Origin of the sequence: Tessaracoccus lapidicaptus (genome assembly GCF_001693815.1) — a bacterium.
Classification (GTDB): domain Bacteria; phylum Actinomycetota; class Actinomycetes; order Propionibacteriales; family Propionibacteriaceae; genus Arachnia; species Arachnia lapidicapta.
Map to the genome: position 1 here is coordinate 24,862 of NZ_MBQD01000003.1, position 25,002 is coordinate 49,863.

The following is a 25,002-nucleotide window of genomic DNA, read 5'->3' on the forward strand; positions in this document are numbered from 1 at the left end:
CCCCTGCCCTCCCTTGCGCAGTTGCTGTCGATGACTCTGACGCTAGCGCATTGTGGGCGCATCGCAACAGGGGCAATCTCTCGCTGACTATGGCCCGGGCCCGCGTCCGGGGCGTCGTCGGCACCGTCACGTAGACTGGCGGGCATGAAGTCTGCCTCGCTCAGCCAGAAGGCGTACTCCGTCCTCATGTTCCTCGCCGTGAGCGTGCTGGCGGGGCTGCTCCTGTCAGGGCTGGCGGTGCCCTTCGCGGCGCTGGCGGGTGGCGGCGCCAAGATGGCGGCGGACTCACTGGAGTCCCTGCCTGCGGACTTCGAGACCCCGCCCCAGTCGGAGCGCTCCCGGATCCTCATGGCCAACGGCGAGGTCCTGGCGACCTTCTTCAACGAGAACCGGGTCTACGTCCCGCTGTCGGAGATCTCCCCGCTCATGCAGGACGCGCAGATCGCGATCGAGGATCACCGCTTCTACGACCACGGGGCCATCGACTTCCAGGGCTTCGGCCGCGCTGCCGTGAAGACCCTCACCGGAGACACCCAGGGCGCGTCCACCCTGACGCAGCAGTACGTCAAGCTCGTCCGCGTCGAGGCCGCGTCAGCCGCAGGTGACAAGGACGGCGTCCGCGAGGCGACCGAGGTCACCCTCGAGCGCAAGATCATCGAGGCGCGCTACGCGATGGCGCTGGAGGAGCGCCTCTCCAAGGACGAGATCCTGGAGCGCTACCTCAACATCGCCTACTACGGCGACGGCGCGTACGGCGTGGAGGCCGCGGCGCAGCACTACTGGGGCACGACGGCGAAGGATCTGACGCTGGAGCAGGCCGCCATGCTCGCGGGTCTCGTCCAGAACCCCGTGGCGCTCAACCCCGTCAAGAACACGGCCAAGGCGATCGAGCGCCGCAACGTCGTCCTCAACCGGATGGCCGAGCTCGGCATGATCAGCGCGGAGCGGGCGGCCGAGGCGAAGGCCGTCGCGTTCGACCCCGCCCAGGTGCGGCGCGTCCCCAACGGATGTACCGCGTCGCCCTACCCGTTCCTGTGCGACTACGTCCGCCGGACGCTCCTGAGCGACGCCATGCCGTCGATGGGCGACACGGTCGAGGAGCGCGAGAACCTGCTCAACCGCGGCGGGCTCACCATCCAGACCCTCATCAATCCCGACGCCCAGGCCGCGGCCGAGGCGGCGGTGGCCGACCTCATCGCGCCGACCGACCCCGTCCTCGCTGGAGCGGCGCTCATCGAACCGAAGACCGGCCTCATCGTCGCGCTGGCTCAGTCGCGGCCCAAGATGGGCACCGACGCCGGGGAGACGTACTACAACTACAACGTCGAACGCTCCATGGGCGGCGCCGAGGGGTACCAGGCCGGATCGACGTTCAAGACGTTCACGATGGCCGCCGCGCTCGACATGGGGATGACCCCGGAGCGCGAGTACAACGCGCCGGAGCAGCTACCGCTCAAAGGCATGACGTTCCGCAACTGCTCGGGGCCCTTCGAGTTCACGCAGGACCACACGGTCCGCAACTACGACCGCGGCTACGGCACGATCGACATGATCCGGGCGGCTGAGAACTCGGTCAACACGTACTTTCTGCAGCTGGAGGCCGACGCCGGCATCTGCGCCTCCATCGACATGGCCGCCGCGGCGGGCGTGAAGATGTCGACGGGGCAGGACCTGCGGGTCAACCAGAACTTCCCGACGTTCGTGCTCGGCACGGCCGAGGTCACGCCGCTGTCGATGGCCGAGGCCTACGCGACGTTCGCCAACCGCGGCGTGCACTGCACCCCGATCATCCTGCAGTCGGTCATCACCAAGGATGGCGCCGAGCTGGCCGTGCCGCCCGCGGACTGCCAGCAGGTCATCCGCCCCGAGGTCGCCGACGGCGTCAACTACATCCTGCAGAACGTCGTCGCCGACGGCACGGGCCGCCCTGCGGCCCTGCGCGACGGCCGCCCGCAGGCGGGTAAGACCGGCACGATCAACGAGAACCAGGCCGTCTGGTTCGCCGGGTACACGCCCGAGATGGCCGGCGCCGCCTGGATCGCGATCGACAAGACGAACCCCTGGTACGAGACGAAGAAGAAGACGCTGAAGAACGTCCGGCTCCCGAGCGGCACGTATCTGCGCGGCACCGGCGGCGGTGACGCCGGACTCATCTGGAAGGCCGCGATGGCGTCGGCGCTGGCGGACAAGCCGAAGACCGACTTCACCGCCCCCACCAGCGAGATCCTCGAGGGCGTCAAGGTACGGCTGCCCGATGTCTCGGGCATGGGTTACAACGAGGCCAAGCGCACCTTGGAGGCGGCCGGCTTCCAGACTCAGCGGCAGGGTGTCTACTCGTCGCGCCGCGAGGGCACGTTCCTCGGGATCTCCCCGAGCGAGACGGCCGTGAAGTTCTCCACCATCCGGCTCAAGGTCTCCCTGGGCCCCAAGCCCGAGCCGAAGCCCCAGCCGGAACCGGAGCCGGAGCCGACCAAGGAGCCCGAGCCGCCCAAGGAGACGAAGCCCACCAAGCCTGCGGAGAGCAAGCCGCCGGCGGACGGAGACGGCGACTGATGCACCACGCCATCCGCCCCGTCGCGGCGACGCTGGCCGTCGGCGGGGCGTGCTTCGGCTGGGGGCTGGTCGAAGCCACCGCCTACACGGTGCGCCGGGTGGAGTTGCCCGTGCTGCCGGCCGGGGGTCGCGAGCTGAGGATCCTGCACGTCTCGGACGTCCACCTCATGACGTACCAGCGGCGGAAGCTGGCGTTCCTGCGGTCGCTCGCGGACCTCGAGCCCGATCTGGTGCTCAACACGGGCGACAACATCGCGCAGTCGGAGGCCATCGAACCGCTGGTCACGGCCTGGGCCGGGCTCCTCGGGGTGCCCGGTGCCTTCGTGTTCGGGTCCAATGACTATTTCCGGCCCCAGTTCCGCAATCCGGTCCGGTACTTGCTCGAGGGCAGGTCGCACGGGTCAGGGGCGCCCAAGTCGCCGACGCTGCCGTGGGAACAGCTGAGGGACCGGTTCGCGGGGCGTGGCTGGGTGGATCTCACCCACCGTCGGACGACGCTGGAGGTCGCGGGCTACCGCCTGGCGTTCCGCGGCGTCGACGACGCGCACCTCGGGCGCGACGACTACGCCACCGTCGCGGGTCCTGCCGATCCGACCGCGGACCTCAACATCGCGGTCACGCACGCGCCCTATCTGCGGCTGCTGGACGCCATGACCGCCGACGGGATGGACCTCATCGTCGCCGGCCACACGCACGGGGGCCAAGTCTGCGTGCCGGGCTACGGGGCGCTCATCACCAACTGCGACCTCGACACGGGTCGCGTGAAGGGCCTGTCGTCGCATCGCGCGGGCGGGCGCACCGCGCACCTGCACGTCTCCGCCGGCGTCGGGACGTCGCCCTTCGCGCCGTACCGGTTCGCCTGTCGCCCGGAGGTCACGCTCCTGACGCTGGTCCCGGTTTCGCCCTGACGACGCCGATGGGCTAGTATCTCCGTTGGCTCTTTCAGAGCCGATCGGGGTGTGGCGCAGCTTGGTAGCGCGCGTCGTTCGGGACGACGAGGCCGCAGGTTCAAATCCTGTCACCCCGACGAAGGTCGAGAGAAATGGGCAAGCGCCCGTGGCTCTCGACTTTTTTCTTTCCGCAGACTTGGCGCTTGTCCATTTCCGAGGCCGAGGAAGGGGTTGGAGGGACGAAGTCCCGGAACACCCCGACGAAGTCCGAGAGAAGTGAGCAAGCTCCCTTCCTCGGACTTGTTGCTTTCAGTGAGACTCGGAGCTTGTTCACTTCCGAGGACAAGGAGGGGGTTGGAGGGACGAAGTCCCGGAACACCCCGACGCAGACCGAGACCGCCACCCTAAGCTGGTCGGACACCGACCTCGGGAGCGACGATGACCTGGACAGCGCTGCGGACCACGCACTACATCGGCGGACGTTTCACCGACGACGAGCCCACCCTCAGCGTCGAGAACCCGGCCACGGGCGAGGAGTTGGCCAGGGTCGCCGACGCGGACGCCGCCACCGCCATGGCCTGCCTGGACGCCGCCGTCGAGGCCGCCCCCGACTGGGTGGCCACCGAGCCCCGCTTCCGGGGCGAGCTGCTGCGTGCGGCCTGGGCCCGCATCATGGTGCGGGCCGACGAGTTCGCCGAGACCATGACCCTGGAGATGGGCAAGCCGCTGGCCGAGGCCCGCGGCGAGGTGACCTACGGGGCGGAGTTCCTGCGCTGGTTCGCCGAGGAGACTCCCCGCATCCACGGCCGCTACACCGTGGCGCCGGTCGGGGGCCAGCGGCTGCTCACGATGAAGCAGCCCATCGGTCCGGTCCTGGCGATCACCCCGTGGAACTTCCCGCTGGCCATGGCCACCCGCAAGCTCGGGCCGGCCCTGGCCGCCGGCTGCACCGCGGTCCTGAAGCCGGCTCAGCTGACGCCGCTCACCTCGCTGTTGCTGATGGACGTGTTCGACGAGGTCGGTGTGCCGGCCGGCGTGGTGAACTGCTTCGTGTCCTCGTCGGCCTCCACCACCACCGCTCCGCTGATCGCCGACCCGCGGCTGCGGAAGCTGACGTTCACCGGATCGACCAGCGTGGGGGTCAAGCTGCTCGAACAGGCCGCCGCCAACGTGTTGAAGTGCTCCATGGAACTCGGCGGCAACGCGCCGTTCCTGGTGCTGCCGAGCGCGGACGTCGACCGCGCGGTCGAGGGCGCGATGGTCGCGAAGATGCGCAACATCGGTCAAGCGTGCACGGCCGCGAACCGGCTCATCGTCCACCGTGACCTCGCGGAGGAGTTCACGGCGAAGCTGGCTGCCCGCGTCGGGGCGCTCACGGTCGGTGACGGGATGGCCGACGGCGTCGACGTCGGCCCCCTGGTCTCGGCGGCGGCGCTGGACGACGTCGAGGCCATGGTGACGGAGGCGGTCGCCGACGGGGCGCGGGTCGTCGTCGGCGGGTCACGCGTCGACGGGCCGGGTCACTTCATGCGGCCCACCGTCCTGGCCGACGTGCCGCCGTCGTCGCGGTGCATCCGCGAGGAGATCTTCGGGCCGGTGGCGCCCATCGTCACCGTCGACTCGGTGGACGAGGCCGTGGCGCTGGCCAACGACACCCGCTACGGGCTGATGAGCTACGTGTTCGCCGAGAACCTCGACGAGGCGCTCTCGACGGCCGAGCGGCTGGAGTCCGGCATGGTCGGGCTCAACTCAGGACTGGTGTCCAACCCGGCCGCGCCGTTCGGCGGCGTCAAGAGTTCCGGCCTCGGCCGGGAGGGCGGCCCGGAGGGCATCGAGGAGTTCCTCGAGATCAAGTACGTCGGGGTGTCGCTGCGCTGAGTGGGCCTCAGTAGTCCCGCGCGGCGCCGACGTCGTCGAGGCAGCGCAGGCCGGGCACGCCCGGCGGGATGTCGTTCTGGGTCAGGTCGCGGCACGGCATCGCGTCCTGGAACGCCACGATGTAGTGCCAGCGGCCCTCGGTGATGCCCCAGACGGTGCGGCTGTCGCCACAGGTGGTGGACTCGTCCCCGACGACGAACCCGTCCGGGTGGACGGCGCTCACCGACACGTGAGTGGTGACGCAGCCCGTCTCGTCGGCGTAACCGATCCGGACTCCGAGGAACTCCTGGAAGGACGCGGGTAGGCCGGCCGCCGCCTCGACGTCGGCCTTCGTCGACATCGCGGCCGTCACGGCGGTCCAGGGCCCGCCCTGCGGGGTGGGTTTGGCGACGGGGCTGAGCGTCGCTGTGGGCGCCAACTCCAGGGAGGGCTCCGGCTCTGCGGCCGTCTCCTCCGGCGCCGGCGAGGTCTCCAGCGGGGGCAGCGAGGTCGGCGCCACGGCGCTGGCCGCGCTTCCGGACGGTGTCGGAAGCGGAGCGGGGTCGTCCACGGCGGCTCCGCAGGCAGCCAGCAGCGCCACCGCGGCCAGGGCCGCGCCCGCCATCATCACATCGCGCACAGCCCCGACGGTACCAGCGACCCGAACGGCGCCGCCGCCTCCTCTCACGCCGCAAAGAGGGCTAACGTGGGGGTGGGCGCGCTCAACGACGACGCGCGTCCAGTAAGGCAGTGTCGCTTCGAGGAGACAAATGTCCACCGCCATTGATGTCCGCCGTACCCGCGTCGACCTTCCCACCACGGGCACGCCGCCCACGCACCCCCGCCTCCTGGCCTGGCTGGACGAGGTGGTGGACCTCTGTCAGCCGGATGCTGTCCACTACTGCGACGGGTCCGAGGACGAGTGGGCCGCGCTGGTGGCCGAGTTGGAGACCAAGGGCACCATCATCCGGCTCAACGCGGACCTCAAGCCCAATTCGATCCTCGCCCGCACCGACCCCGACGACGTGGCGCGCGTGGAGGACCAGACGTTCATCTGCTCCAAGGACGAGCGCAACGCGGGCCCCACCAACAACTGGATGGACCCCGACCAGATGCGGCGGATCATGACGCCGCTGTTCGACGGCGCCATGGCTGGACGCACGATGTACGTGATCCCCTTCTGCATGGGCCACCTGGACGCGCCGGACCCGAAGTTCGGCGTCGAGGTGACCGACTCCGCCTACGTCGCGTTGTCGATGAAGATCTTGACGCGCATGGGCGCCGAGGTGATGGCCCGCATGGAAGAGCACGACGCGGACTTCGTGCCGGCCCTCCACTCCGTCGGCATGCCCCTGACCGATTCGATGACCGACGTGCCGTGGCCGTGCAACGAGACCAAGTACATCGTCCACTTCACCGACGACCGGGTCATCTGGTCCTACGGCTCCGGCTACGGCGGCAACTCGCTGCTGGGGAAGAAGTGCTACGCCCTCAGGATCGCGTCGGTGATGGCCCGCGACGAGGGCTGGCTGGCCGAGCACATGCTGATCCTCAAACTCATCTCGCCCGAGGGCCGCGAGTACCACATCGCCGCCGCGTTCCCGTCGGCCTGCGGCAAGACCAACCTCGCCATGCTGGAGCCCACGATCCCCGGCTGGCGGGTGGAGACGCTGGGCGACGACATCGCCTGGCTGCGGTTCGGCGCGGACGGCCGGCTGTACGCCACCAATCCCGAGACCGGATTCTTCGGCGTCGCCCCCGGCACCAGCTATGCGACGAATCCGAACGCCATGCGCACCATCGAGGGCGGCAACTCGATCTTCACCAACGTCGCGCTCACCCCCGACGGGGACGTGTGGTGGGAGGGCATGACGGCCGAGAAGCCCGAGCAGGTCGTCGACTGGAAAGGCAGGCAGTGGCGCGGCGTCGGCGGGCCGGTGGGAGGGCGCCCGGACGAGAAGGCCGCGCACCCGAACAGCCGGTTCTGCACGCCGATCGAGCAGTGCCCGATCCTGTCCGACGACTACCACCGCCCTGAGGGCGTGCCCCTGGACGCGATCATCTTCGGCGGGCGCCGCGAGAACACCATCCCGCTCGTGACGCAGTCCCGGGACTGGCAGCACGGCGTGTTCATGGGCGCCACCTGCTCGTCAGAGACGACGGCGGCCGCCTCCGGCGCCGTCGGGGTGCTGCGCCGGGACCCGATGGCCATGCTGCCGTTCATCGGCTACCACGTCGCGGACTACGTCCAACACTGGATCAACATGGGGCGCCGCTCCAGCGCGTCGGCGCTGCCGAAGATCTTCTACGTCAACTGGTTCCGCCGCGACGCCGACGGCCGCTTCATGTGGCCGGGCTTCGGGGAGAATTCGCGCGTCCTGAAGTGGGTCGCGGAGCGGGTCGACGGGAAGGTCGACGCGGTCGAGACGCCGATCGGCTATGTGCCGGCGCCGGGCGGCTTGGACGTCGACGGCCTCGACATCAGCGACGAGGACCTCGCCGGGGTCGTCGGATACACGGAGACCGAGTGGCGCGACGAGGTGCCGCGCATCGGCCGCTGGTTCGACACGTTCGGCTGGCGCCTGCCCCGCGAGATGGTCGACGAGCTGCGCGCGCTGGAGACGGCCTTCGGGAGGGCGCCGAGCCGGATGTGACTGCCTTCGTCAGTCGAGCCGGCCGAGGATGAGCCCCGGCACCTCGACGGCGGCATCGCTGTAGTCGACGGCGCCGTCGAGCGCCGCCAGCGCCCGATCGAAGCGTTCAGGGGTCGCGGTATGGAGCGTGAACAGCGGCTGACCCGCGGCGACCCGGTCGCCGGGCTTGGCATGCATCTCGACGCCGGCCACCGCCTGCACATCGTCCTCCTTGCGGGCGCGACCCGCGCCGAGCCGCCACGCGGCCACGCCGACGGCGAACGCGTCCATCCGGCTGACGAATCCCCCGCGCTCGGCCACGACCGTGTGCCGATGCTCGGCCACCGGCAGCGGCGCGTCGGGGTCGCCGCCCTGCGCCGCGATCATCCGCCGCCACACGTCCATGGCGCGCCCGTCCCGCAAGGCCGGGGCCGGGTCCACGTCCGGCTTGCCGGCGGCCGCCAACATCTCCCGGGCCAACGCCACCGTGAGCTCGACCACGTCCGCCGGGCCGCCGCCCGCGAGGACCTCGAGGGACTCCCGCACCTCCAGCGCGTTGCCGGCGGTGCGGCCCAGCGGGGTGTCCATCCCGGTGAGCAGGGCGACGGTGGCGACGCCCGCGTCCTTGCCGAGGTCCACCATCGTGCGGGCCAGTTCGGTGGCCTGGTCCAGTGACTTCATGAACGCGCCGGAGCCCACCTTCACGTCGAGCACCAGGGCGCCGGTGCCCTCGGCGATCTTCTTGCTCATGATGGAGCTGGCGATCAGGGGGATGGCCTCGACGGTGCCGGTGGTGTCGCGCAGCGCGTAGAGCTTCTTGTCCGCCGGCGCGAGGCCGGACCCGGCGGCGCAGATGACCGCGCCGACGTCGTCGAGTTGACGGAGGATCTCGTCGTTGCTGAGGTCCGCGCGCCAGCCCGGGATCGACTCGAGCTTGTCGAGCGTGCCACCCGTGTGCCCGAGCCCCCGGCCGGACAGCTGCGGCACCGCGACGTCGAACACGGCGACGAGCGGGGCCAGGGGCAGCGTGATCTTGTCCCCCACGCCGCCGGTCGAGTGCTTGTCCGCGGTCGGGCGGGTGAGCGACGAGAAGTCCATCCGCTCGCCCGAGGCGATCATCGCGGCGGTCCACCGGGCGATCTCGGCGCGATCCATGCCGCGCAGGAGGATGGCCATGGCCAGGGCCGACATCTGGTAGTCGGCGACCCCGCCGGTGGTGTACGCGTCGATCACCCAGTCGATCTCCGCGTCGGAGAGCCTGCCCCCGTCGCGCTTGGTCCGGATGAGGTCAACGACGTCGAAGTTCATGCGCCCCAGGCTACCGACGCCCCGCCCCACCGGCACGACACGCCGTCGAACTGTCCCCTGGACCGCCCTCACGCCGCCGGACCCCGAGTTGGCCCGTCATTGGTGCTGCGGGGGTCGATCTGGCAGGATCGAAGCGCTCCAACCCCCACCCGCCGCGCCGAGCGCGTCGGGCCCCTCCTGCCCTCGGAAGTACCCATGCCCAAGGAAGTCGTGCGCGCCCGCTGGGGCGTCATCCTGCTGTTCTGGCTCAACGGCGTCGCGTGGTCGTCGATCCTCCCGCGCTACCCGGAGATCAAGGCCGCGCTGGAAGCGTCGAACACCGCGTTCGGTATCGCGGTCGGGCTGGGGCCGGTGGGTGGTCTGATCGCCGGGCTCTTCACCGCCCGGTTGGTGCGGCGGTTCTCGTCGGCGACGGTGGCGACGACGACCCTGCTGCTCGGCATCCTCACCCTCAATGCGGTCGCCAACGCGCCGACGCTGGCGCTCTTCGCCGCCTCGCTCGCGACGATGGCCGCGATGGACGCCATCACCGACATCTCCATGAACGCCCACGGGCTGCGGGTCCAGAAGCTCTACGGCCGTACCATCCTCAACTCCTTCCACGGATGGTGGTCGATCGGCGCCGTGTGCGGCGGCATCCTCGGTTCGGCCGCCGCGCAGGTGGACATGCCGCTGTGGCTGCAGGCCGTCCTGGCCGCCGTCGTGTTCGGGGGCATGGCCGTGTTCGCCCGCACGCTGCTGCTGCCGGGCAAGGACCAGGCGCCCGTCGACGAGGAGGCCGCGGCCGAGCTCCGCCCGCAGCGCCGCATCCCCGCCTCACTCTGGCTGCGGCTCATCGCGCTCGGCCTGCTCGGCGCGTCCGTCGGCCTGGTGGAGGAGAGCGCCGCGTCGTGGGGCGCGATCTACATGGACGGCATGTTCGAGGTCATGCCCTTCGTCGCCGGCCTCGCCTTCGTCGCGCTCCAGGGCGCCCAGATGATCGGCCGGTTCACCGGCGACGCCCTCGTCAACCGCATCGGCGCGCGCCCCGCGGTCACGCTGGGCGTGAGCGTGGCCGCGCTCGGGATGGGCCTGGCCGTCGCGTTCCCGCACCCGGCCTCCACCATCGTCGGCTTCGCCTGCGCCGGATGGGGCATCGCGACCGGCATCCCGTCGGCCATGCACGCGGCCGACGAACTGCCCGGCATGGCGCACGGCTCCGGGCTGACGTTCGTGACCTGGCTCATGCGGCTGGGCTTCTTCGCGGGACCGCCGCTGATCGGCATCGTCGGCGACACCGTGAGCCTACGGTGGGCGCTCATCGTGGTGCCGATCACCGCCCTCATCGCGCTCGCCCTCACCCCGGCGCTGACGCCGCCCCGGAACGCGCGGCCGACCGTCCTCTGAGGTGGTTGACTGGGCCCTATGACGTTCACGCTGCCCGTTTCCCGCACGCCCGACCCGATGGACGCTCCCCCGCTGCGGTGGGGCATGCTCGGCACCGGCTGGATCGCCGAACGCTTCGTCGAGGCGCTGCACGCGCACACCCGGCAGCGTGTGGTCGTCGTGGGGTCGCGGACCGCGGAGAAGGGCGCCGAGTTCGCCGCCCGGCACGGGATCGAGCGGAGCACCGTCGGCTACGAGGCGGTGGCGGCGGACCCGGCGGTGGACATCGTCTACGTCGCGACCCCGCACAGCGAACACCGCGACAACGCCCTCCTGGCCATCGCCGCCGGCAAGCACGTGCTGGTGGAGAAGGCGTTCACGCGCAACCTGGCCGAGGCCACCGAGGTGGTCGACGCCGCCCGCGCGGCCGGGGTCGCGGTGATGGAGGCCATGTGGACCCGCTTCCTCCCCCACATGGACGTGGTGCGCCAGGTGCTCGCCGACGGCGCCCTCGGCGAGCTCGAGACCGCGTTCGCCGACCACGGCCAGTGGTTCCCAAAGGACCCGGATTTCCGGCTGTTCGACCCCGCCAAGGCCGGCGGCGCGATGCTGGACCTCGGCGTCTACCCGGTGAGCTTCAACCACTTCGCCCTCGGCGCCCCCGGCCGCGCGCTGGCGGCAGGGACGACGGCGTTCACCGGCGTGGACCGGCAGATCTCGGCCGTGCTGACCGGATTCGAACGGCACCCGATGGCCCACGGCATCGTCACGACGACGCTGGCCGCCCTCACCCCCACCCTCGCCTTCGTCGCCGGCGACGAGGCGCGCCTCGAGATCCCCGGCCCCTTCTACGGCCCGCAGCCGGTCACCGTGACCCGGCGCGACGGCAAGCAGGCTACCTCCGAGGCGGGTCCCATCCCCGGACACGAGGGGCTGTGCTACCAGGCCGCGCACCTCGCCGCCTTCGTCGCCGAAGGCCGGCTCGAGTCCGACATCCTCCCGCTGGACGAGACGCTGGCCGTGATGGCCACGATGGACGAACTGCGGCGCCAGGTGGGCGTGTCGCTGCCGGGCGAGACACTCTAGGCGAGGAGTTCGGCGACCTCAGCGTCGAGCAGGTCGACGACGGCGGCGCGGGCCTGTTCGGGCCCTGTGCTCGCGAGCACCGCGTCGAGCATCGCCCGGCAGGTGTCCAGGTCGTGGCGGGCCAGCGAGACCTTCACCGAGCCCACCTTGCCGACGGCCATCGAGAGCGACGAGACGCCTGCCCCGGCCGCGACCAGGGCGAGCAGCGGGTCCCCGCCCACCTCGCCGCAGATGCCCACCGGCTTGCCCTCGGCCCCACGGACGGTGGCGACGATGAGCTCCCAGAGGGCCGGCTGCCAGCCGCTGAGCAGGTGCGCCAGGGCCCCGTTCATGCGGTCGGCGGCGAACAGGTACTGCGACAGGTCGTTGGTGCCGATGGACGCGAAGTCGCAGGCCGCCAACAGGTGCCCGGACCGGATGGCGGCCGCGGGGACCTCCACCATGGTGCCCGCCGTCGGGAGTCCGGCGTCGCGACAGCGGGCCGCGAACCAGGCCGCCTCCTCCGCCGTGGCCACCATGGGCGCCATCACCCACACCTCGGCGCCGGTGGCCTCCCGCGCCCTCGCGAGCGCGGTCAACTGGTCCGTGAGCAGGTCGTCGCGCTCGCGCTGCAGGCGTAGGCCCCGCACGCCGAGCGCCGGGTTGTCCTCGGCGCCGAGGTCGGCGAAGGCCAAGGGCTTGTCCGCGCCGGCGTCGAGGGTGCGGACCACCACCTTGCGACCCGCGAACGCCTCGAACACGGCCGTGTACGTGGCCGTCTGCTCCTCCACGGTGGGGGCGCTGGTGCGCTCCAGGAACAGGAACTCGGTGCGGAATAGCCCTGAGCCCTCCACATCGGCCTTCGCGGCGCGCTGCGCGTCGTCGACGGTGCCGATGTTGGCCAGGATCTGGACGCGGTGCCCGTCGCGCGTGGCGCCCGGCCCCTGCGCCACGGCCTGCAGCGCGAGTCGGTGCTCGTTGCGCGCGCCCAGAACCGCGGCCACCCCCGCGTCGGGATTGACCACGACCTCGCCGGTCGCCCCGTCGAGGCCCAGCGTCTCCGGCGAGGCCGAGAGCACGCCGGTGGCCCGCACCACGGCGGGGATGCCCAGCTGGGCCGCGAGGATCGCGGTGTGGGAGGTGACGCCGCCTGCCTCGGTCACGATGCCGAGGACCCGTTCCGGGTTCAGCGTCGCGGTGTCGGCGGGTGCCAGGTCCAGCGCGACGATGATGCTGGGTTCGTCGAACTCCGGCACCCCCGGGGCCGGGCGGCCGAGGAGTCGGGCGGCGGCCCGCTGGAAGACGTCGCGCAGGTCGGTCTGCCTCTCGGCCATGTAGGCGTCAAGCCCCGCGAGGAGTGCGCAGTACTGCTCAACAGCCAGGTAGAGCGCGTCGACGGGGCCGTGCCCGTCGGCGGCGAACGAGCCCACCGCGAACACGAGCCCCGGGTCACGGGCCATCATCGCCGTGGCCTCGAGCACCGGCTTGGCGTGCTCCTCGGCTCTCGCGGCGCGTGCCTCCATGTCTGCCGCCACCGACTCCAACGCCTCGGCCACGGCCGACTCGACGGCCGCGGGATCGTCGGAGCGCTCACCCGGCGGCGTGATGAGCGCGGTGGTGACGACCACTGCCGGGCCGTACACGGAGCCCGGGCTGACGCCGATCCCGCGGATGCTCATGCCGCGGGTTGGTCGTGGTCGATCGAGAGGAATGCGACGAGCGTGTCCAGGGCAGCCTCGGCCCCGTCGCCGTTCGCGGCCAGCGTGACAACCTCCCCATGCTTCGCACCGAGCGTCATCACGCCCAGCATGCTGCGCGCGTCGACGGGGGGACGGCCCTCCTTCTGGATGGTCACCCTCAGGCCCAGTCCGTTGACGGTCTGGACGAACAGGTTGGCGGGGCGGGCGTGGAGGCCCGAGGCGGAGGCGATGGTGACGTCGCGGCTAGGCATGACAGGGGTCCTTCTCTAGATCCAGATTCGGGTGAAGACGTCCTCGACGAGGTCGTCGAAGATGCCGAGCTCCCACGCCACGTCGAGCGCGGTGTAGCGGGAGCGGTAGTACATGGCGCGCGGGAACGTGGCCCGCACGTCGTCGGGAGTGAGGCCGATGTCCTCCGGGCGGGCGGAAGCTCCGGCCAGGCGAAGCTGTTCGCTCAACTCATCGGTGGCGACCAGCTGGGCGCGCAGGCGGTCCGCGACGGCGGGCCACTGGTCGACGAGCGGCTTCAGCCTGGCGTACAGCTCGTTACCCGAGGCGTACTTGGCCTTGGTCTCGCGGACCGCGTGATCCGCGAGCGCGCCGTCGAACGTGGTGCGGATGTCGGCCTCGATCTCGTCCCATGGCTGCCGGGCGTCAGCGGCGGCGCGCAGGTCGATGGCCGCGATGTCGCGGGCCAGCAGCGCCTCGTAGAACGCGCACATGGCCAGTGACCCGATGGCCACCTTGCCGCCGTGCGACAGCGGCGGGTCGAGGTCCACGCCCAGGTGGGCGAGTTCCCACAGGTGGGAGAAGTAGTGCTCGGCGCCGGAGGCCGGGCGGGTGCCGCCATAGGCCTGCATGGCCAGGCCGGACAGACACAGCCCCTCGACCAGGCCCTCGAAGGCGTCAGCGTCGCCGGCAGCCAGGGCAGCCGGCCGCGACAGTGCAGGAGCAACGCCGGACTGGACCATCGCCCAGACGTCCTCGTCGATCGGCTCGATGCCGGTGACGTCGGCGAGGATCCAGTCAGCGCCACCGGGGATCTTCGCGGCGAGGTCGCCGTAGCCGGAGGCGGTGAGGAAGCCGGGGGCCGCGGCCACCACGTCGAGGTCCATGATGACCACGACCGGTGCCTTGCAGTTACGGGTGACCTTGACGCCCTTCTCGCTCATGGGTGCGCCGGCGCCGGTGTAGCCGTCCATGGACGCGGCGGTGCCGACGACGGCATAGTCGCGGGTCATCTCGAACGCGGCCAGCTTGACCAGGTCGTTGAGGGTGCCCGCCCCCAGCGCGATGGGGGTGGCCGCCCCCATCGCCGCCTTGATGACCTCGCAGTTGTCGTAGGAGGCATAGAGGGTGGGCCGGCCGGGGAAGATCAGCGGTGGGATCGTGGTGCAGCCAGCATCCTCCAGCGAGAACGTGAGCCGCTCACCGGCGGCTGCCCAGGTGTTCTGGTCGGCCACCACGATGTAGGGACCGGTGCCCAGGTGGGCGGCGAGGTGTCGGCCGGATTCGGCCAGCACCCCTCGCCCCACTGCGGCGCCAGAAGTGTCGACCGCCCTCGCGAGCGCGCCGAGCAAGGCTTGGCTAGTCACACTCGAACACCACCAGCGCACCTTGGACCAGGGCGGGAGCCTCGTCCAGCCCGGACAGGTGGATGGCTCCACCCATCCGCGGCTCGGCCTCACCGTCGAAGACCAGCGTGACGTGCCCGAGGGCCGCCAGGTTCTGCTCCGCGACGTCGCCCACCGCGCTGACGGTCCACTCCTGATGGGCGATGAGGACCCGCTGGCCGACGGCGAGTGAACCGCTCAGCTCGGCCTTCTCGATGAGGAAGCAGTAGGGACGCAGCTCCTCCGGAGCGTTGCCGCCGAAGGTGATGGCCATGTTCTCCATGAGGAAGGCCGAGGCCTCCGCGCCGACTTCGAGGACGGTGGTGGTGTACGCCATGGTGGTGTTCCTTTCAGTGTGTTAGGAAGCCGAGTACAGGCCGATGCTGGCGAGCCAGGCGATGGCGACGCGCGGCACACCGTTGAGGAAGCGCGAGTACAGCACCGCAGGCACGCCCACCTCGATGGTCTCGGGCTCGGCCTCCGCCAGACCCATACCGACGGGAATGAAGTCGCACGCGTTCTGGGTGTTGATCGCGAACAGGGCGGGGAGCGCCAAGTGGGGCGGCACGTTGCCCTTACCGATCTCCACGCCGATGAGGGTGCCGATGATCTGCGCGATGACGGCCCCGGGGCCCAGCAGCGGCGACAGGAACGGCAGCGAGCAGATGAATCCGAGCAGCAGGAGCCCCCAGCCGGTGCCGGCGAGTGGGGTGAGCAGGTTGGAGAACCAGACGCCCAGGCCGGATGCCTGGATGATGCCGATCAGCATGGCGACGAAGCCCATGAAGGGGATGATCGTCTGCAGCATGGTCTGCACGGCGTTCCGGGCCGCCTGGTAGAACACGGCGATCACCCTGCCGGCGCCCAGCCCGATGCTCTGCAGGATGCTCTTGCGCGGCTGGCGCGCCATCTGCTCGGTGAGCTTCAGCGGGCGTCCCTCCTCGCGTGCCGGGCTGGCGTCCGGCGAGGGCGCGGAGTGAGCGCCCCCCCCGACGGCGGCCGCGGCGGCCCCGACGGAGACGAGTTCGCGCTCGTCGGCGGGAGCCACCTGGCTGGACCCGACGGCGGAGACGTAGATGCCCTCGTTGATGTACTGGGCCAGGGGGCCGGTCTTGCCGGTGGGCACCACGTTGACGGTGGGGATCTGCTTCTTCGGGTAGAGGCCGCAGCGCAGCGATCCGCCACAGTCGATGACGGCGACGAAGTGCTCGTCGTCGGGGACCGAGGTGGTGAAGCCGTTGACGGGCGTGGCGCCGGACAGCTCAGCGATCCGGTCGACGACTTCGGGCCTGGACCCGCCGCCGACGATGTAGACGATCTTGTTCCGCTTGGCGTCGGGGGTGATGGTGAGCGGGCCGCCGTAGCCGCCGGGGCCGCGCGAGATGGTGATGGTGCGGTACTCAGACATGGGAGGCCTTCACTTGGGTCGAGAGGGTGACGCCCTGCTGCTTGGCGACGAACTTCGTCGTGAAGTCGGTGACCCAGCCACCGAAGAAGTTGAGGACCGCGCCGAGCAACAGGTAGCGGACTGCGAGGTCGCCGGTGTTGAGGCCTAGCGACATGATCCCCTGGGCGATACCCATCCAGACGAACAGCTCCGCCGGGTTGTTGTGCGGGAACAGGCCGTTGCTGGTGTGCATCATCTGCGCCACCGAGGCGTAGTAGCCCGGTTTGTGCGCCTCGGGGAGGAAGCGGCCAAGCGTGAAGGCCATCGGGTTGGTGAGGAAGAACGAGCCGAAGAACGGCAGGATGAGGTAGCGGCTGATCACGTTCTTGCCCGCCTTGGCGGCGAGCTTGTTGATCCGCTCCTCACCGATGAGGGCGATCAGCGAGTTCATCGCGATGAGCAGCACGAGCACGAGTGGGACGATGCCGGTCATCCACGCGGTGAAGGTGTCAGCACCTTCGCGGAAGAGACCGATGAACCACTCCGCACCATGCACGAGATAGTCGAGAATATTCATCTCAACTCCTTTCAAGGTTCGGTTCGGGGCAGCGCAGGGCGGCCCCGTCTACGCAGCCCCACGGTGGGGCTGTTGGGGTGTGGGCGACTGTGCCCGGGATGGGGGTGTGTCAGGGGGTGAGCGGCAACGGCTTGCGTCGCCACCGTGTGGTGAGTCGCGAGACTCCGCCGAGGGCCCGGGTGAGAGCGGTGGGCGGCTCGGGCGCCTGACCGCCGCCGCTGATAATGCGGTAGTTGTCGCGGGCGTTGGTGACGGCCTTGACCATCGACTTCCCCCAGCCGCTCGCCCGGGCGGGGTCGACGTCGGCGATGTGCGAGCCGTTGAAGGCGTCGAAGGCCCGGAATCGGGCGAGGACCGTAACGCCGTGCAGGCGCTGCCCCTCCACGATGACGCCGTCGTCGTCGATGACGAACATGACGATCGCCCCCTGCGCGAGTCCGCCGCGGAACTTGCCCATGGCCACGCGGCCACGGCGGCGGAGCGCCACGAAGAGCCGGGTGAAGGCCTGCGTCTGCTTGAAGGACAACACGGACTGGACGATCCAGGCCAGGCCCAGGGCGACGATGAGGATCCAGAACATCAGCGTTCTCTCTCTGTCAGGGGGTGCTTCTCAAGGACGTAGTAGAACTGTTCGAACGTGGTGACCTGGCTGAGACGCTCCAGGAGGTCCCGCCGTGCGCCGAGCCGGAGCACCTCGTCGTAGACCTGTACGAGCACGCCCTCGCTCCGGCCCGGGTCGGAGGGGACGCCGAGTAGCACGATGAGGCGCACGCCCTCGGCGTCACCGTCGCGCGGCACCACACCGATCGAGAGCATCACGTTGGTCTGGGTCTCCAGCGCGGCGTGCGGGAAGCCGAGGAGTGGGTCCAGCCGCGTCTGCGACTGGCTCTCCCGCTGCCGAACCCGCTCCCCGAATCCACGCTCGACGAGGCCGCGGGCCTCCAGGTGTCCGGTCATGTAGTCGACGGCGTCCTCGTAGTCCGTGCCCGCGGGCAGCGCGAAGAAGTGCGCCTCGTCGAGGGAGCCGGCAAGAACCGACCCCCCACGAGGTACCCCACCGTCGAGCGGGATGTGCAGCTGGAGGCGGTCGAGCTGGCGGCTCAATCCCGCTCTATCGAGGATTCGGGTGACCCGCACCACGGGAACCTCGGCGGCCACCTCGTCGTCCCCGTTGACGACGACGAGGTCGACCACCTTCAGGTTCTCGGGGGTGGCCTCGGCCACCTGGAAGACCTGGTAGCGCGTGGACGCGGGGAGGAGCCGGGTCAGCTGGAGCCGGACGAGTTCCGCCGTGACGCGGCCCTTCGACGTGACGATCGCCACGCGCAGGAAGGCGGGCGGCTCGGCCTCGCCGCTGTCGAGGAAGACCTGGAAGTACGTGGCCAGCAGGGCCACCTCGGAGTCGTCGACGGGGAGGCCCACCTCGGACTGGATCACCTGCGACGCCACCGTCGCCATCTGGTAGGCGACGGGGTACTCGACCCGGATGTCGCCGACGGCGGAGTCGTCCACCCAAATGCGGTAGCGCATCCGGTTGATCATGTAGGCCACGTGGCGGGCGAACTCGGACATGAACCGACGACCGGCGAGGTCGATGTCCATCTCCTCGTTGACGGCGGCCAGGACCGCGCGGACGAGCGACTCCCCGTCGCCGGTGGCCGTGAAGCGCGAGGCCGCCACCGCATCCTCGGGGGCGCGCATGCCTGCCACGGGGAGGGTGAGGAAGGTGACCTCGTCACCGCTCAGCTCCACGCCCAGCTCGGCGCTCAGGCGGGCGGCCACGGACGCTGCGAAGTCATGCGCGGGGGTGGCGGCCAGCCCCGCGTAGCGCTGGGGAAGGTAGTCGATCGTGCGCCCCATGCGGGCCCTGTCGACAGCTACCGTCGCCCAGCGCGTCAACTCGGGCGCGTAGGCCCGGTCCAGACCCGCCTCGGTCGCCATGTCGCGGACGATGGCGCCGACCTGCTCCTGCCAGGGCTCATGTGGGTAGGCCGTCGGGAAGTGCCAGCGCAGGACGTGGAGCCGCTGCTGCAGCTCCGGGCCCTCCAGCTGGAGCCCGACGTTCGGCCGGCCGCTGATGGTGAGGTCGGACTCGGCCACGATGGCCCGGACGCGCGCGAGGTCGGCGACCACCGTCGTGCGTCCCACTGACATGGCGGAGGCCAGTTCCTCGATCCTGACCGGGACGATGGCCCGGAAGATCCTGGCCACGATGAAGGATGCGCGGGTGGCGAGGTCGTTGAAGGAGACGTCGTCCGACACTCCCCCTTTGACCGCCCGGTAGCGCGTCGGGTCGGCGATCAGAAGGCGGTACCGTCCGTCGTCCATGGTGATGGAGGCGGCCGTGCCCAGCAGGTCCTGCAAGGCGGTCACGTCTGCCGTGATCGTGCGGCGGCTGACGCCCAGATCGAGCGCCAGCTCGTCCGCGGACACGGAACGCGCCGCCTCGAGCTGATCGAGGATGGCAGCGGGTCGGCTCATTGTCATCACCTCACTTCGTTGTCGGTGGCTGTGCTCCGGGAGGGGGTCAGGCGGCTACTGTGACGCAGTCACCGAAGAACGAGTCCCACGGCACATTGACGCCGCGGTCCAGCCCCACCACCTCGTAGAGGTGGCGCAGCAGCGGGAACTGCTCCGGGTTCACGACGCCGCGCTCGGTGAGACGCTCCATCGCGGCGCCGATCACCTTGATGGCCGCCGCACCCTCAAGGGTGACGCCGGGCATCCGGGCGGCCGCCTCGCTGAAGGTGAGGCCGGCGCCGACGAGCCGGCCACACTTGACGTTCCTGCCGCCCATGGACGTGACGAAACAATCGCCGATGCCGGGCAGGCCCAGCGGAGTGGTGGGCTCGCCGCCCAGGAGGTGCATGAAGTCGATCATCTCGATCGACGCCTGCCCGAACAACGCCGCGCCGTAGTTGAAGTTGACGTAGCGGTCACCGGCCTCGTCGCCCATGGCGTCGAGAATGCCCGACATGAACCCGGCCCCGAACGCGTAGCAGTTCTTGGTGGCGGCGCAGACCTCGACGCCGACGAAGTCGGAGTTGAGCCACACGTGGTAGAAGTCCGTGGCGAAGAGGTCGCGCCACATCGGCAGCACCGAGGCGTCCTCGCCGGTGAACACCACGGACGTGTGGCGGCGCACCGCGACCTCGCCGGCGATGGACGGTCCGGCGATCGCGGAGAAGGTGAGCTGCTCACGCAGCTCAGCGGGGATCTGCCCGGCCAGGACCCTGGGGAGGATCTCGAGGTTGCCGTCGGCGTCGGCCTCCATACCCTTGGCGAGAGCGATGACGTGCATGCCCGGGCGGAGGAGGGACGCCAACTGCTCGCCTGCCCACCGGACGCCGAAGGAATTGACTCCGCTCATCACGAGGTCCACACCCTCGAATGCCGCAGCCGCATCTTCGAGGTGATGGGCGGTGACCCCGGCCGGCAGCGCGAGGCCGAGGTTGGGATGCACGCCCGTGGTCTGGATGGAATCGATGATGTCGCGGTCCAGGTGGGTACCCACCAGTCGCACCTGATGCCCATTGTCCGTCAGCGGCGTTGCCAGAGCGCTGGCCATGATGCCCGAACCGAGGACGACGACTGTAGCCATGTGAGCTCCCATTCTTCGCGCTCCACTGCGCGACACCGTTGTTACTGAAGGTGAGGCTGACGCTACCTGTGAACGCCCTACGTTTCTCTTCTGAACGAGTCGGCTTTCTTCCGGTTCGGCGCTCCTGACCGGCCTAATTCCCACGACCAGCGCAACGTCACGTGGCAGGGTTGGACATCATCCGGACAAAATGGCCGGTGCGCGAGGAGACCCATGAAGCCCATCACCGTGTCCTGGTACGACGCGTACGTCTTCGACCTCGACGGCACCATCTACCTCGGCGACGAGCTACTGCCGGGTGCGAGGACCGTGATGGAGGGCTTGCGCGCCGAAGGCAAGGTGGTGAAGTTCCTGTCGAACAACCCCACCAAGGACCCGGTGCAGTACCAGGCCAAGCTGGAAACGCTCGGCCTGCCGACGGCCCTGGAGGACATCGCCAACACCATCGTCACCACCACCCGCTGGCTGCTCGACCACCATCCCGGAGCCGCGCTGTTCGTCGTGGGCGAGGAGCCGCTGAAGCGCGCGCTCCAGGGAGCCGGGTTCCGGCTGACGGAGGATCCCGCCGAGATCGACGTCGTCGTCGCGTCCTACGACCGCACCTTCGACTACCGCAAGCTGCAGATCGCCTTCGATGCGCTGTGGTTCCACAAGCGCGCCATCCTCATCCAGACCAACCCGGACCGGTTCTGCCCGTACCCCGGGGGTCGCGGCGAGCCGGACTGCGCGGCGATCACGGCCGCCATCGAGGCCTGCACCGGCGTGGCGTGCTCCGTCAACCTGGGCAAGCCCTCGCCGGTCATGCTGGAGGCGGCGCTGGGCGGCCTCGGGCTGGAGGTGTCGCGGTGTCTGATGGTCGGCGACCGGCTGCACACCGACATCGCGATGGCGGTCGCGGCGGGCATGCCGTCGGCTCTGGTCCTGACCGGGGAGTCGACGCGCGACGACGTCGCGGCGCTGCCGGAGGACCAGCGTCCCACCTACGTCGTGGACCGGATCGACCAGCTCCTGCCCTCCTGACCGTCCGCGAGTCAGGCCGGGATGACCTAGCTGAATGAGACCTCCCTCAGAGCAGCCCCCGAGATCTCCGTTACTCCTCAGAGTCAACGCGACTGCTTGCCCGGTGCAGTCACAACCCTTCGAGACGGGCCACGCCGCTTCGCGGACGGCCCTCCTCAGGGAGCGGAGGGGGACGGGCCACGTCGCTGCGCCGGCTGTCTCGCCCCCAGCGGACCTAATCGAGAACGAGTTCGGGGTAGACCGGCTGCCACATGCGGTCGAACACGTCCTGGACCGGGTTCTCCAGCTCGACGCCCGCGACGCCGTCCTCGGCCGCGGCCCTCGCCACCGCGATCGCGACGGTCGCGGACACCCGCCTGAGGTCGCCGATCCGGGGCAGCAGCGGGGCGCCCGGCGCGCGCAGATGCACGAGCGACGCGACGGCCCTCGCCGCGGCCGCGATCATCCGGTCCGTCACGCGGCTGGCCCGGCACACGGCCACCCCGAGTCCCAGCCCGGGGAACACCAGCGCGTTGTTGGCCTGCGCGACGTGATAGACCGCCTCGTCCCGGACGACCGGGTCGAACGGCGAGCCGGTGGCCAGCAGCGCCGCCCCGTCGGTCCAGTCGAGGACGTCCGACGGCGTGGCCTCGGCCAGCGTCGTCGGGTTCGACAGCGGCATGACGATGGGCCGTGCCACGTGGGCCGCCATGTCGCGGATGATCGGCTCCGAGAAGGCGCCCGGCTGTCCGGATGTGCCGATGAGGATCGTGGGATGCACGTTGCGCACGACGTCGGCTAGCGTGACGCGGCCGCGGCCGTCGGTGTCCCACGCGGCCACCTCGTCGGGGCGCCGCGCGTAGGGGCGCTGGAAGTCGCGCACCCCGGCGGAGTCCTCCAGGATGAGGCCGCGGCTGTTGAGGCACCAGAACCTGTCGTCGGCCTCCTGCTCGGACAGTCCCGACTCGACCATCATGTCGCGGCACAGGTCCGCGATGCCGATGCCGGCCGTTCCGGCGCCATGGATGACGATGCGCTGGTCGCGCAGCCGCTCCCCCAACCCCTTGATGGCCGCCAGCGCGGCGGCGCTGACCACAGCCGCGGTGCCCTGCACGTCGTCGTTGAAGGTGCAGATGCGGTCACGGTACCGGGTCAGGATCGTGTGGGCGTTGGCCGCCCCGAAGTCCTCCCAGTGGATCATGGCGTGCGGGTAGAGCTTCTGCGCGGCCGCGACGAAGGCCTCGATGAACGCGTCGTAGCGCTGGCCCCGGACCCGCGCGTGCCGCAGCCCCGGGTACAGGTCGTCGTTGAGCAGCCCCAGGTTGTCGGTGCCGACGTCGAGGCCGACGGCGAGCATGCGGTCCGGGTCGACGCCCGCGCCGGCGGTGTAGAGGCTCTTCTTCCCGTGGCAGATCTGGATGCCGCCCACACCCTGGTCCCCGATGCCGAGGATGCCCTCCGAGTCGGTGACGATGATGATGTCGACGTCGTCCGCGCCCCGTCCACTGGCCTCGAGCGACTGCTCGATGGTCTCGGGAGCGTCGATGGACAGGAACACGCCGGTCAGGCGGGTGAACTGGTGGCTGAACTGCTCGATGGCGTCGCCGATCGTCGGGGTGTAGACGATCGGCATGATCTCCTCGAGGTGCTCGCTGAGCAGCCGGTAGAAGAGCACGGTGTTGCGGTCGCGCAGGGCCGTCAGCCGCCGGTACTTGGCCATCGGCGTGCGGGCGTCGAGGAACTGTTCGTAGGCGCGGTGCAGCTGGGCGTCGATGGGCGTGATGCCCGTCGGCAGCAGCCCGACGAGGCCCAGTTGCTCACGCTCCTCGTGCGTGAAGGCGGTGCCACGGTTGAGTCGCGGGGTCCACAGGATGTCTCCGCCGCGGATATGCACCTTGACCCGGGAGCCGTGGTTGCCGGGAAGGACCTCGTAACGTCGCTGTTCGGTCACAGCGGCCACGCTACTCCGACCACCGTGGCCGGCGACGGCGGGGCATCAGACCCGCGACGCCAGGTCCCGCTCGACGCGGGTGACGGCCTGGGAGAGTTCCCGCACGTGGCAGTCCTCGTCGAAGGCCCGCATGAGGCGACAGGTCCGCTGCTGCGACTCGGTCATGCCCTGCACCACGAACACGATGTCGCGGGCCCGCAGCTGCCTGGCCACCGCCTTGATGGCATCTGCCCCGGACGCGTCCAGGATGCGCATGCGGTGGCAGCGCAGGATCACGGCCTGGGTGCCCTCGTCCACGGCGGTGACTTCGTCGACGAAGCGGCGGGCGTCGCCGTAGAACAGGGCGCCGTCGACGCGGAAGATCGCCACGCGTGGGCGTAGGTGCTCGTGGCCGGGCGAGAAGTCGACGTCGCCCTCGCGGGTGTTCGTCGGCAGGTTCTGCCGGGCCACGACGGAGTACGAGGCCATGTGGCGCAGACTCATGAGGGCCGCCATGCCGATGCCCAGCAGCACCGCGGCCACCAGGTCCAGCAGCACCGTGGCACCCAACGTCAGCCAGAAGGTGTTGCGGTCCGCGCGCGTCACGTGGGTGAGCGTCCGCACGAGCCGGAGGTTGATCATGCGCCCAGCCGTGACCAGCAGCACGCCGCCGAGCGCCGCCATGGGGATCCGCGACACCAAGGGCGCGAGCAGCAGCATCACGAGCAGCAGCACGACGGCGTGGGAGACCGACGCCAGCCGGGTGCGGGCCCCCGACCGCACGTTGACGGCGGTGCGGGCGATGGCGCCGGTGGCGACCACGATCGCGATCAGCGACAGCGGGAGGTGCCGGAAGAACCGGTGGCCCACGAGGTGCAGCGCGATGACGCCGGCCGCGACCACCAGTGGCTGCCAGGCACGGGTCCAGTCCGTGGCGCCGAGCGTCAGCCACGACGACACCAGCGTCGACTCCGCCTCACCGCGTTCAGTGCCGAGGATCAGCGGGAGCTGCTGCAGCCCGATGATGACGCCGATGCCGATGGTGAATCCCTCGACGACCGAGACCGGGATGAATTCGACGGCCCGTCCGACCGCCGTCAGCGCCATGGCGATGACGAGGAGGCCAGCGAGGATGGCCAGCAGCGGCACGGTGGCGACGCCGTGCTTGGCGATCACCGGGAGCAGCACGACGGTCATGGCGCCCGTCGGCCCGGACACCTGCAGGTGGCTGCCGCCGAACACCGCCGCGACGACGCCGGCCACGATGGCCGTGACGAGCCCTGCCGCGGCGCCCACACCGGAGGCGACCCCGAAGCCGAGCGCCAACGGCAGGGCCACGACGCCGACCGTCACGCCGGCGAGCAGGTCCTTGGCCCAGGACGAGCGCAGCCCCGTGTAGTCGCGCCGCGTCGGCCACAGGCCGGCCACGCTGATGAGGTGCTGGCCGACGAGGGAGCGGTAGTGCTCCACGGCCTCTCGGGGGGTGAGCCTCGTCGCTTCGATCCTGAAATCCCTGTTGCCCAC

The 25,002-nt window shown here is 70.3% G+C and carries 20 protein-coding genes and 1 tRNA gene; 8 read left to right on the forward strand and 13 right to left on the reverse strand.

Annotated features, from left to right (window positions below; translation table 11 throughout):
• Positions 1-144 precede the first annotated feature (144 nt).
• The 4 genes from BCR15_RS01340 (at position 145) to BCR15_RS01355 (ending at position 5,321) form a co-directional block, all read left to right on the forward strand.
• Positions 145-2,553 carry a transglycosylase domain-containing protein gene (locus BCR15_RS01340; protein WP_068749687.1) on the forward strand — a complete coding sequence of 803 codons (2,409 nt, stop codon included), beginning with the start codon at positions 145-147 and terminating at the stop codon, positions 2,551-2,553.
• On the forward strand, positions 2,553-3,461 hold the full coding sequence (locus tag BCR15_RS01345) for a metallophosphoesterase (protein ID WP_068749689.1): 909 nt from the start codon (positions 2,553-2,555) through the stop codon (positions 3,459-3,461). The genes BCR15_RS01340 and BCR15_RS01345 overlap by 1 nt, the downstream gene beginning before the upstream one ends.
• Positions 3,462-3,506: 45 nt before the next feature.
• Positions 3,507-3,580: transfer RNA gene (locus BCR15_RS01350), tRNA-Pro, on the forward strand.
• A 301-nt stretch (positions 3,581-3,881) separates the two neighbouring features.
• The gene (locus tag BCR15_RS01355) at positions 3,882-5,321 is read left to right on the forward strand and encodes an NAD-dependent succinate-semialdehyde dehydrogenase (protein WP_068749692.1); all 1,440 of its coding nucleotides are present in this window, start codon (positions 3,882-3,884) and stop codon (positions 5,319-5,321) included.
• A gap of 7 nt (positions 5,322-5,328) precedes the next feature.
• Here BCR15_RS01355 and BCR15_RS01360 read toward each other — a convergent pair whose 3' ends face one another.
• Positions 5,329-5,940 carry a hypothetical protein gene (locus BCR15_RS01360; RefSeq protein ID WP_141679980.1) on the reverse strand — a complete coding sequence of 204 codons (612 nt, stop codon included), beginning with the start codon at positions 5,938-5,940 and terminating at the stop codon, positions 5,329-5,331.
• Positions 5,941-6,070: 130 nt separating this feature from the next.
• On the opposite strand from BCR15_RS01360, the gene BCR15_RS01365 reads away from it, so the two are divergent.
• Positions 6,071-7,954 carry a phosphoenolpyruvate carboxykinase (GTP) gene (locus BCR15_RS01365; RefSeq protein WP_068749697.1) on the forward strand — a complete coding sequence of 628 codons (1,884 nt, stop codon included), beginning with the start codon at positions 6,071-6,073 and terminating at the stop codon, positions 7,952-7,954.
• A gap of 9 nt (positions 7,955-7,963) precedes the next feature.
• On the opposite strand, the gene BCR15_RS01370 is transcribed toward BCR15_RS01365, so the two are convergent.
• A complete protein-coding gene (locus BCR15_RS01370; RefSeq protein ID WP_068749699.1) occupies positions 7,964-9,241 on the reverse strand; it encodes a thymidine phosphorylase in 1,278 nt (425 codons plus the stop codon).
• Positions 9,242-9,436: 195 nt separating this feature from the next.
• On the opposite strand from BCR15_RS01370, the gene BCR15_RS01375 reads away from it, so the two are divergent.
• Both BCR15_RS01375 and BCR15_RS01380 read left to right on the forward strand, forming a co-directional pair.
• On the forward strand, positions 9,437-10,627 hold the full coding sequence (locus tag BCR15_RS01375) for an MFS transporter (protein WP_068749700.1): 1,191 nt from the start codon (positions 9,437-9,439) through the stop codon (positions 10,625-10,627).
• An 18-nt stretch (positions 10,628-10,645) separates the two neighbouring features.
• Positions 10,646-11,692, forward strand: a complete 1,047-nt coding sequence (locus BCR15_RS01380) for a Gfo/Idh/MocA family protein (RefSeq protein WP_068749701.1) — start codon at positions 10,646-10,648, stop codon at positions 11,690-11,692.
• Here BCR15_RS01380 and ptsP read toward each other — a convergent pair.
• The 9 genes from ptsP to BCR15_RS01425 all read right to left on the reverse strand — a co-directional run bounded on the left by ptsP (position 11,689) and on the right by BCR15_RS01425 (position 20,549).
• Complete coding sequence (gene ptsP, locus BCR15_RS01385; protein ID WP_068749703.1) at positions 11,689-13,350, reverse strand: phosphoenolpyruvate--protein phosphotransferase; 1,662 nt, start codon at positions 13,348-13,350, stop codon at positions 11,689-11,691. The two genes, BCR15_RS01380 and ptsP, sit on opposite strands and share 4 nt — an antisense overlap.
• Entirely contained in the window at positions 13,347-13,622 is a 276-nt protein-coding gene (locus BCR15_RS01390; protein ID WP_068749705.1) for an HPr family phosphocarrier protein, read from the reverse strand. Before BCR15_RS01390 ends, ptsP begins: the two co-directional genes overlap by 4 nt.
• Before the next feature lie 15 nt (positions 13,623-13,637).
• Positions 13,638-14,966 carry a sn-glycerol-1-phosphate dehydrogenase gene (locus BCR15_RS01395; protein WP_068749707.1) on the reverse strand — a complete coding sequence of 443 codons (1,329 nt, stop codon included), beginning with the start codon at positions 14,964-14,966 and terminating at the stop codon, positions 13,638-13,640.
• Positions 14,959-15,321 (reverse strand): PTS glucitol/sorbitol transporter subunit IIA, encoded by a 363-nt coding sequence (locus BCR15_RS01400; RefSeq protein WP_068749709.1) that lies wholly within the window; start codon positions 15,319-15,321, stop codon positions 14,959-14,961. Before BCR15_RS01400 ends, BCR15_RS01395 begins: the two co-directional genes overlap by 8 nt.
• Before the next feature lie 21 nt (positions 15,322-15,342).
• The gene (srlE, locus tag BCR15_RS01405) at positions 15,343-16,392 is read right to left on the reverse strand and encodes a PTS glucitol/sorbitol transporter subunit IIB (protein ID WP_068749710.1); all 1,050 of its coding nucleotides are present in this window, start codon (positions 16,390-16,392) and stop codon (positions 15,343-15,345) included.
• A complete protein-coding gene (srlA, locus tag BCR15_RS01410; RefSeq protein ID WP_068749711.1) occupies positions 16,385-16,948 on the reverse strand; it encodes a PTS glucitol/sorbitol transporter subunit IIC in 564 nt (187 codons plus the stop codon). Before srlA ends, srlE begins: the two co-directional genes overlap by 8 nt.
• Positions 16,949-17,057: 109 nt before the next feature.
• Positions 17,058-17,528 (reverse strand): transcriptional regulator GutM, encoded by a 471-nt coding sequence (locus BCR15_RS01415; protein WP_078920064.1) that lies wholly within the window; start codon positions 17,526-17,528, stop codon positions 17,058-17,060.
• Positions 17,528-19,429, reverse strand: a complete 1,902-nt coding sequence (locus BCR15_RS01420) for a BglG family transcription antiterminator (protein WP_068749719.1) — start codon at positions 19,427-19,429, stop codon at positions 17,528-17,530. The genes BCR15_RS01415 and BCR15_RS01420 overlap by 1 nt, the downstream gene beginning before the upstream one ends.
• 46 nt (positions 19,430-19,475) lie before the next feature.
• Positions 19,476-20,549, reverse strand: coding sequence for an NAD(P)H-dependent glycerol-3-phosphate dehydrogenase (locus BCR15_RS01425; protein ID WP_068749721.1), 1,074 nt, complete (start codon positions 20,547-20,549; stop codon positions 19,476-19,478).
• A 213-nt stretch (positions 20,550-20,762) separates the two neighbouring features.
• Here BCR15_RS01425 and BCR15_RS01430 point away from each other — a divergent pair, with 213 nt between their 5' ends.
• Positions 20,763-21,569 carry an HAD-IIA family hydrolase gene (locus BCR15_RS01430; RefSeq protein ID WP_068749722.1) on the forward strand — a complete coding sequence of 269 codons (807 nt, stop codon included), beginning with the start codon at positions 20,763-20,765 and terminating at the stop codon, positions 21,567-21,569.
• A gap of 214 nt (positions 21,570-21,783) precedes the next feature.
• On the opposite strand, the gene BCR15_RS01435 is transcribed toward BCR15_RS01430, so the two are convergent.
• Both BCR15_RS01435 and BCR15_RS01440 read right to left on the reverse strand, forming a co-directional pair.
• A complete protein-coding gene (locus BCR15_RS01435; RefSeq protein ID WP_068749811.1) occupies positions 21,784-23,499 on the reverse strand; it encodes an NAD-dependent malic enzyme in 1,716 nt (571 codons plus the stop codon).
• A 45-nt stretch (positions 23,500-23,544) separates the two neighbouring features.
• On the reverse strand, positions 23,545-25,002 hold the full coding sequence (locus tag BCR15_RS01440) for a SulP family inorganic anion transporter (RefSeq protein WP_141679982.1): 1,458 nt from the start codon (positions 25,000-25,002) through the stop codon (positions 23,545-23,547).